Source organism: Roseococcus suduntuyensis, from assembly GCF_014196305.1.
Taxonomy (GTDB): domain Bacteria; phylum Pseudomonadota; class Alphaproteobacteria; order Acetobacterales; family Acetobacteraceae; genus Roseococcus; species Roseococcus suduntuyensis.
The window spans coordinates 257027-265233 of record NZ_JACIDJ010000006.1 but is presented as its reverse complement, the minus strand read 5'-3'; the positions used below and the strand labels follow the sequence as shown (position 1 = coordinate 265233).

Annotated in this window: 9 protein-coding genes; 2 read left to right on the top strand and 7 right to left on the bottom strand. The window is 68.0% G+C overall.

Annotated elements, in window-relative coordinates:
• Nucleotides 1–362: 362 nt before the first annotated feature.
• Entirely contained in the window at nt 363–1340 is a 978-nt protein-coding gene (locus tag GGQ83_RS16620; protein ID WP_221223534.1) for a tripartite tricarboxylate transporter substrate binding protein, read from the bottom strand.
• Between the two features lie 161 nt (nt 1341–1501).
• Between GGQ83_RS16620 and GGQ83_RS16615 the strand changes: the two genes are divergently transcribed.
• On the top strand, nt 1502–1927 hold the full coding sequence (locus GGQ83_RS16615) for a hypothetical protein (protein ID WP_184386027.1): 426 nt from the start codon (nt 1502–1504) through the stop codon (nt 1925–1927).
• A gap of 3 nt (nt 1928–1930) precedes the next feature.
• On the opposite strand, the gene bfr is transcribed toward GGQ83_RS16615, so the two are convergent.
• The 6 genes from bfr to GGQ83_RS16585 all read right to left on the bottom strand — a co-directional run bounded on the left by bfr (nt 1931) and on the right by GGQ83_RS16585 (nt 7435).
• Complete coding sequence (gene bfr, locus GGQ83_RS16610; RefSeq protein WP_184386025.1) at nt 1931–2428, bottom strand: bacterioferritin; 498 nt, start codon at nt 2426–2428, stop codon at nt 1931–1933.
• Nucleotides 2429–2481: 53 nt separating this feature from the next.
• A complete protein-coding gene (locus tag GGQ83_RS16605; protein WP_184386023.1) occupies nt 2482–2661 on the bottom strand; it encodes a (2Fe-2S)-binding protein in 180 nt (59 codons plus the stop codon).
• Nucleotides 2662–2665: 4 nt separating this feature from the next.
• Nucleotides 2666–3688: a Fe(3+) ABC transporter substrate-binding protein gene (locus GGQ83_RS16600; RefSeq protein WP_207018253.1), complete on the bottom strand. Its 1023-nt coding sequence runs from the start codon at nt 3686–3688 to the stop codon at nt 2666–2668.
• Between the two features lie 314 nt (nt 3689–4002).
• Nucleotides 4003–4785, bottom strand: coding sequence for an HpcH/HpaI aldolase family protein (locus GGQ83_RS16595; RefSeq protein WP_184386019.1), 783 nt, complete (start codon nt 4783–4785; stop codon nt 4003–4005).
• 47 nt (nt 4786–4832) lie between these two features.
• The gene (locus GGQ83_RS16590) at nt 4833–6422 is read right to left on the bottom strand and encodes a cisplatin damage response ATP-dependent DNA ligase (protein ID WP_184386017.1); all 1590 of its coding nucleotides are present in this window, start codon (nt 6420–6422) and stop codon (nt 4833–4835) included.
• Entirely contained in the window at nt 6419–7435 is a 1017-nt protein-coding gene (locus tag GGQ83_RS16585) for a ligase-associated DNA damage response exonuclease (protein WP_184386016.1), read from the bottom strand. The genes GGQ83_RS16590 and GGQ83_RS16585 overlap by 4 nt, the downstream gene beginning before the upstream one ends.
• A 62-nt stretch (nt 7436–7497) precedes the next feature.
• Here GGQ83_RS16585 and GGQ83_RS16580 point away from each other — a divergent pair, with 62 nt between their 5' ends.
• Nucleotides 7498–8175: a YopT-type cysteine protease domain-containing protein gene (locus GGQ83_RS16580; RefSeq protein WP_184386014.1), complete on the top strand. Its 678-nt coding sequence runs from the start codon at nt 7498–7500 to the stop codon at nt 8173–8175.
• Nucleotides 8176–8207 lie beyond the last annotated feature (32 nt).

Genomic DNA, 8207 nt, shown 5'->3' with positions numbered 1-8207 from the left:
CACCCCAGCTCGCCAGCCCTCTCAGACCAACAAACCAAAGCAGATCACGTCAGCACTTACTATCTGCATAACCAGATGTGATTTTGAAACAACGAGGTATCTTCAACCGCGAAGCGATTGAAAGCACCTTTCCCAACCGTTTGGCTAGGACCCGGCTCCGACCGAGTGAGCCATCAAGCTTACCGAAACCGGCGGACTTGTCAACTCAAACCGTCCGAAGAACCGGAGGGACCGGATCGCTCCGGCCCCCCCTATCTATGGGGGACAGACGGTCCTGTAAATCCCCATCCGCACTCAAGCGCGCATGGCCCCCATGCACGAACCCGGGTTGCGGATTCGTGACACTGGAGGCGGTGGCGCGGTCAGCTGTCCGCGCGGATGTTGTTGTCCGTGATCACGCGGCCCCATTTCGCAATCTCCGCGTTGATGAAGCGGCCGCATTCCTCCGGGTTCGAAGCCACAACGTCGCAACCCTGCGCTTCGATGCGTTCCTTGATGGCGGGCTCGTTCAGCGCTCGCACCAGCGCCTCGTTCATCTGGTTCACCAGCGCGGGCGGTGTCCCTGCCCGGCCCAGCAGCGCCCACCAGGTCGGTGCCTCGAAATCCCCGAAGCCCTGCTGCGCGAAGCTGCGGGTGTTGGGCACATGGCGCGTTTCGCCCCTGGTGGTCACACCCAACGGACGCAGGGTGCCGGCGCGGATATGCTGGCTGACGATGACCACATTGGTCATGAACAGCGGCACATGGCCCGCCACGGCATCCTGCACGGCAGGCCCGCCCCCCCGGTACGGCACATGGACGATCCGGAAATTCCCCTGCTGCTGCAACAGTGTGGTCGACACATGCGCGAGGCCGCCCACGCCCGAGGTCGCGTAATTCAGCGCGTCCGGCTGTGCGCGCGCGGCCGCCACGACCTCCTCGAAGCTGCGGTAGGGCGTACTGTTGTGCGCGACCATGGCGAGCGGCCCCGAGGCCACATGACAACAGGGCACGAAGGCCTCCCCCGTGCGGAAGGGCAGGCGCATCACGGTCTCGTTGGTCGCCTGGGTGTCATATACGAAGAGCCAGGTGCTCCCGTCCCCCGGCGCACGCGAGGCCTCGATGGCCCCTGTCGCCCCCGAGGCCCCGCCCCTGTTGTCGATGATGACGGGCTTGCCCAACAATTCCGCCAGGCGCGACTGGTAGAGGCGCGCGATGGTGTCGGTGGACCCACCCGGGGGCCAGGGCACGATCAGCCGGATCGGGCGGTCGGGGAAGCCGGCCCCCAGGCTCTGGGCACGCAACACCAGGGGGGTGGCGAGGCCCGCGGCGGTGGCGGCCAGCAGGTGACGACGATTCATGAAGCGTTCCTCCAAGCTATGGAATGAGTGTTCCCGCGTGGAAGCCTTACCGCAAGCTGGTTTCTGCGGGGTTCACACCGAGGCTCCTACACCTCACAGGCGAAGTTATTTGCGACTCACTCGCAATTGCATTAGAAGGAGGGACCAACGGAGAGCACAGCATGGCGACACGAGGATTGCCCGCCTGGCCCCTCATCGGCCAGGAAACCGACACCTTGCCGGAACCGGAGCGGATGGTGCTGGACGCCGCGCGCGCCTGGGCCGGAAGCGGTTCGGCTGGCCCGATGGGCGAGGCCGCGCTGGTTTTGGCGGCAGCGGGAATGGAGGGGGCAGCGCTGCCCTTCGACGCGGCCTTGCGCGCCCTCCCGGGGCTGCACATGCAATGGCCGCTCTGTCCCGTCGTGTCCCGTGAGGAGGCCACGTTGCTGATGGGGCTGGCCGTGGTGCAGTCGGGCCGCCGGGCCGTGGCCCTGGCGCTTCTCCATCGCCTGGCTCCGCCGCTGAGCGCCTATCGCGCCGTGGCGGAGCTTTCGGTGATGGGATGCGTGTTTCGGCGCGGCGGGATTTGCCTCACAGCGCCGCTGTGAGGGTCAGTCGCCCTCGTGCTGCTCGGGGGCGGCGGCGCTGTTGAGCTGGATGTAGTTCTGCAGGCCCATCTGCTCGATCATGTCGAACTGGGTCTCGAGGAAATCCTCGTGCTCCTCCTCATTGGCGAGGATGGCCTTCAGCAGGTCGCGGCTGACATAGTCCCGCACACCCTCGCAATGGGCGATGCCTTCCTTGAGGTCGGCCAGCGCCTTCTGCTCGAGCTTGAGGTCGCACTCCAGCACCTCGCGCACGTTCTGGCCAATCAGAATGGGGTTCAACCGCTGCACATTCGGCAGGCCATTCAGGTAGAGGATGCGCTTGATGAGGTCATCCGCGTGGCGCATTTCCTCGATGCTCTCGGCATATTCATGCTTGGCGAGCTTCGTCACACCCCAATCGTCCAGCATGCGGGAATGCAGGAAGTATTGATTGATGGCAGTCAGCTCGTTGGTGAGCTGAATGTTGAGGTGTTCAATGACCTTCGGGTCGCCCTTGGGCATCGCCTGCCGCTCCTGATGTTGGCGCCGGGTATATGTCCCGGCGCCAAGCAGGATCAAGCACCATTCGCGGCCGTCGGTGCCTCGCGCAAGATTTGCAGCACCGTCGCGGTGCAGCACCCGCATTGGGCGCGCCCGCCGCAACAGGCATAGACATCCTTCGGCCGGGCGGCGCCGGCGGCGACGGCGGCGCGCACGTCACCGTCGCTCATGGCGTTGCAGAGGCAGATGATCATCGCCTCAGCGCCAGCCGGCGCGCTGCATCACGCGCAGCGCCTCGGGCGAGAGGGAGGCCGCGCGGGCCACGTTCAGCGTGTCGCGCTTGAAGTCGCCCAAGGACCGCAGGAAGGCGTTGGGCTGCACATCGGCGACCACCGGGTATTCATTGTTCCCGTCGGCGAAGATGGACTGAGCGGCGGGGCCGCTCAGGTATTCGAGGAAGGCCTTGGCCGCCTCGGGGTTTGGCGCGGTGCGGACCACGCCCGCGCCGGCCACGTTCACATGGGTGCCGCGGTCGCCCTGGTTGGGGAAGAGCACGGCCATGCGCTCGACAATGGCGCGGTCCTCCGCGCGCTGCGACCGCGAGAGGTTGCCCAGGTAGTAGGTGTTGGAAATGGCAAGCCGCCCCTGCCCGGCCGCCACGGCGCGGATCTGGTCGGTGTCGCCGCCCTGGGGCGGGCGGGAGAGGTTGGCGGCGAGCCCGCGCGCCCAGGCCTCGGTGGCCTCCGCGCCATTGGCGGCGATCATGCTGGCCGTCCAGCCGATGTTGTAGATGTTGCTGGAGCTGCGAACCGAGACCATGCCGCGGAACTCGGGCTTGGCCAGGTCCTCGTAGCGCGCCAGGCCCTCGGGCAGGCCGCGGGCGCGGTCATACATCACCACGCGCGCACGGGTGGAGAAGCCGAACCAATGCCCCTCGGGGTCCCGCAGCGAGGCCGGGATGCGCGAATTCAGCACATCGGACTGCACCGGGGCCAGCACGCCCAGCTCCTGCGCGCGCCCCAGGCGGCCGAGATCCACCGTGATGAGCACATCGGCCGGGGAATTGGCACCTTCGGAGCGGATTCGCTCCAGCAGCTGGTCGGCATTGGCCTCGATAAGACGGACGCGAACGCCGCTATCGCGGGTGAAGCCGTCATACAGCTCCCGGTCCGTGTCGTAGTGGCGCGAGGAGTAGAGGCTCAGCACCCGGTCTTGCGCGCGCACCAGCGAGGGGGCGGCGAGAAGCGCGGGGGTGGCGGTCAGGAGCAGTCGGCGTTGCATGGACATCCTCGAGTGAAGGCGTTCGGTTTGCATCTATCGCAACTGCGAGCCAGTCGCAAGAGAAACGCAAATCATTCGCAATTGCGAACGCTATCCTGCCCAAACCATCCCGCGCGGGCCTTGATCCGCCGCAAGGCCCGCGCGCGCCGCCTCGGAGACCGTTTGGGAACACTGGCGGCGGAGGATGCGCGAGGAATTTTTCGGCCCTGAAAGGCGCCGGCCTTGCCGATGCTGGTGGCATCGGCAAGGCCGGCAACGCATCAGCGGCGGAAAAGACCCGCACAGCCAACCCGTCAGCGTTCTCAAACGTTCTCTCAGCCGAGGCCGCGCAGGAACTTCGCCCGTGCCGAGGCCGCGGCCATCAGGAAGGAATGGTCATTGCCGCTCAGGATGAAGCGGGCGCCGAGGCTGATATAATCGCGCGCCGTGGCCTCGTCATAGACGCCACCCATGCCCATCACCTTGCCGTGCCTGGCGCAGGCAGCCCCCACCTTTTCATAGGCCGCACGCACCTCCGGGTGGGCGATCTGCCCAGGGATGCCCATTGTGGCCGTCAAGTCGCTGGTGCCGAACATCAGCACGTCCACCCCCGGAACGGCGGCGATGGATTCGGCGTTCGTCACCGCCTCGGGCGTCTCGATCATGCAGGCGATCAGGATGCTCTCGTTCAGCTCGGGCTGGGCCGTGGCGGGGGTCACCGCACCCAGGTCATAGGCGTAGGGCGGGCCGCCCCAGCTGCGCGCGCCGGTGGGCGGGAAGCGATAGGCCTGGACGATGACCGCGGCTTCCTCGGCATTGTCCACATGCGGCACGACCACGCCCATCGCGCCATTGTCGAGCGAGCGCGTGCCCTCGAAGATCGCATCCTTGCACACGCGCACAATCGGGGTGACGCCCTGGCTGAGGGCCGCCATGGAAATCTGCGCGGCATCGGCCACGCTCAGCGCGCCATGCTCCATGTCAATGAAAAGCCAGTCGAAGCCGGTGGCGGCGGCGATCATTCCCGTGGCGCTGCCGCGCAGGTGATGCACCCCGAAGCCGAGGGCGAGGCCGCCGGATGCGAGGCGCTGGCGGCAATGATTGGTCACGATGGGCATGGTGTTTCCTCCGATGACGCGAAGCGCAGCATCGGGGCGGCGGCGGGTCAACCGGCCAGGCTGCCCGCCACGATGGCCTCCACCGCCTCGACGCGGTCCGCCTCGGCGGCGGGCTTGTCGCGGCGGATGCGGGCGATGCGCGGGAAGCGCAGCGCATAGCCCGACTTGTGCCGCGTGCTGCGCTGCGCGGCGTCGAAGGCCACCTCCAGCACCAAGTGCCGCTCCACCTCCCGCACAGGGCCGAAGCGGGCGGTGGTGTGATCGCGAATCCATTTGTCGAGCCAGACCAGCTCCTCATCCGTGTAGCCGGAATAGGCCTTGCCGACGGGGACCAGCTCGTCGCCGCGCCAAACGCCGAAGGTGAAGTCCGAATAGAAGCTCGATCGCTTTCCATGGCCGCGCTGGGCGTACATCAGCACGCAGTCGAGCGTCAGCGGGTCGCGCTTCCACTTCCACCACGGCCCCTTCACGCGGCCGGGCGTGTAGGGGCTGTCGCCGCGCTTCAGCATCAGCCCCTCGATGGCGGCCGCGCGCGCGCCGTCGCGGATGGCGGCCAGTTCCTGCATGCTCCCGAAGCCGATGAGCGGCGAGAGGCTGGTGAGGGGCGGCCGCGCGCGCTCGTGCCAGGCTTCCAGCCGGGCGCGGCGGGCGTCGAAGGGCAGCGGGCGCAGGTCGTCTTCGCCCTCGAAGAGCAGGTCGTAGAGGCGCACCGCGGCGGGAAATTCCTTCAGCATCTTCGCCGTGACGGTCTTGCGGTTCAGGCGCTGCTGCAGGTCGGCGAAGGGCGCCACCTCGCCATCGCGCACCACCAGCAATTCGCCATCCGCCACCGCGTGGAAATCCATGGCGGCGATGATCTCAGGGAAGCTGCCCGAGATGTCCTCGCCCGAGCGCGACCACAGCCGCCGCCCGCCGGGCCCCGCCGTGAGCTGCACGCGAATGCCATCCCATTTCCACTCCGCCCGCCAATCCGGGGCATGCAGCGCCTCGAAATCCTTGGCTTCCAGCGGGTGGGCCAGCATCAGCGGGCGGAAGATGGGTTGGCCGGCGGGGTCCGGGCGCGGGCCCTTGCCTTCGAGCCAGGCGAAGAGCGGCAGGTAGGGCGGACGGACGCCGTGCCAGACCTCCTCGATCTCGCCCACCTCCTGGCCGGCCCACTCGGCCAGCGCCACCTTGGCGAGCCGGGCGGACGCCCCCACCCGCAACCCGCCCGTCACCAATTTGATGAGCGCGAGCCTGGCACCCGAATCCAGTGCGTCGAGCCATGCGGCGATGATGGCCGGCACCTCGCCGCGCCCCGCGCCATCCAGGGTGCGGACCACCTCGGCCAGGCCCGGGGGCGGCGCGTTGCTCCGCGCATCCTCGGGCCAGAGCAGGGCGATGGTCTCCGCCAGGTCGCCCACATAGTCGTAGCTCATGGCGAAGAGCACCGGATCGGTGCGCGTGGCGATGAGTTCGCGCAGCAGCGCGGGCTTGGCCGTGCGGAAGTTCAATTCGCCCGCCAATGCGGCGAGCCCGATGCCGCGATCCGGGTCCGGCTGGGTCGCGAACCATTGGCGAATGAGGGCGACCTTGCCGTTCCGCCCCGGGGTGAAGAGCAGGCGTTCCAGCAATTCGGCGAAGGCCGGGACGCTCATTCCGCGTCCTCCTCGCCGCGGCCCACCAGATGCAGCGCACGGCCGCGAATGCCCTGCTGGCCAAGGGCATGGATCAGCGCCTCCTCGCGTCCATGGGTGATCCAGACCTCACTTGCCTCCACTTCGGTGCAGGTTTCCAGCAATTCCGGCCAGTCGGCATGGTCGGAAATCACCATGGGAAGTTCCACCCCGCCCTGCTTGGCGCGCTGCCGCACGCGCATCCAACCGCTGGCGAGACAGGGCACCGGGTCGTTCAGCCGCCGCGCCCAGCGGTCGGCGATGGCCGAGGGCGGGGCCAGCACGATGGTGCCGGCCAGCTTGTCCTTGGTTGCGACCGTCGCCGGCACCAGCGGGCCGAGCGGCACGCCCAGGGTTTCATAGAGCGTGCAAAGCCGTTGCAGCGCGCCATGAATCGGGATGGGCGCGTCCCAGCCCGCCTCTCGCAGCAGCGCGATCAACCGCTGCGCCTTGCCCAGCGCGTAGCAGCCGATGACATGGGTGCGGTCCGGGAATAGGGCGAGGCTCGCCAGCAGCCGGCCGATTTCCTGCGCGGCGGGCGGATGGCGGAAGACCGGCAGGGCGAAGGTCGCCTCGGTGACGAAGACGTCGCAGCGCTCGGGCTCGAAGGGAGGGCAGGTGGGGTCGTGGCGGCGCTTGTAGTCGCCGCTGACCACGGCGCGGCTGCCCTGCCATTCCAGGCAGACCTGCGCGCTGCCCAGCACATGCCCGGCCGGGCGCAGCCAGACCCGCACGCCGTTGACCGTCAATGCCTCGCCATAGCCCAGGGCCTGCTGCGTGGTGCCGGCCCGGTCCTCGCCCATGCGTTCGCGCATGATGGCCAGCGTCTCGGGCGTGGCCAGGACATGGGCATGGCCGGGCCTGGCGTGGTCGCTGTGGCCATGGGTGATGATGGCGCGGTCCACCGGGCGGGTGGGATCCACGAAGAAACCGCCAGGCTCGCAATAGAGCCCCGCCTCGGTCACGCGCAGCCAGGTCTCGGGGTGGGGTGGCATTATCCGAATCATTTGCTCTGGTTTTCGTCCGTGTCCATGCTGCCTGCATTCAGGAGAACTCTATGCCGCGCTTGGAGGATGATCTGGCTGCCTCATTTCGCCAGGGCGTGCATCTGGCCCAGCGCGATCCCGCGGTCTCGTCCGAGGCCCTGCTCTTTGGTTGCCCCACCAGCCCAGGCGGGGTGTGCTTCCCGCTCTCCGCCCTCTGGGTCACGCGGCACATGTGGTATCGCGGCGAAGGCCCGGCGGGCCGCGCCGCCTACCTGGCGAGCGACAACAGCATGCGCGCCGCCATTGCCACCCATCGCGACGCCTCCATGCGCGCCCGCTTCACCCTTCCGCCCGCCAAGCCCTGGGAGAATTACCGCCTGCGGGTCTTGAACGCCTCACGCCTGGCCTGGATGCCGCTGCCACTGGGCGAGTTCCGCGCCGGAGGCAGAAGCTTCGATCGGCAGGCAGCGGGCATCCTGGCCAGCCTCACCTCCAGCCACAGCTATCATTTCATCTGCCTTCACGGCGGCGCGCCGGCAAAGGGACACGCCATGGCCTCCTACACGGCCAGCACCGTCTCGCAGGACCGGCCCTTGCTGTACCTGTTCGACCCGAACTGGGGCGAGTTCAAGGTCAGCGCCCGGCATGCCCAGCAGTTCCTGGCGCGGCTGCTGGCCTGGTATGATGGCCATCGGGAGTTCGGCCCGATGACCCAATTCTCACTGGGCCGGCTGAGGCTCCGGTCCTAAAGCCCGCGGCCCCCCTTTCCGCTGGATGCCGC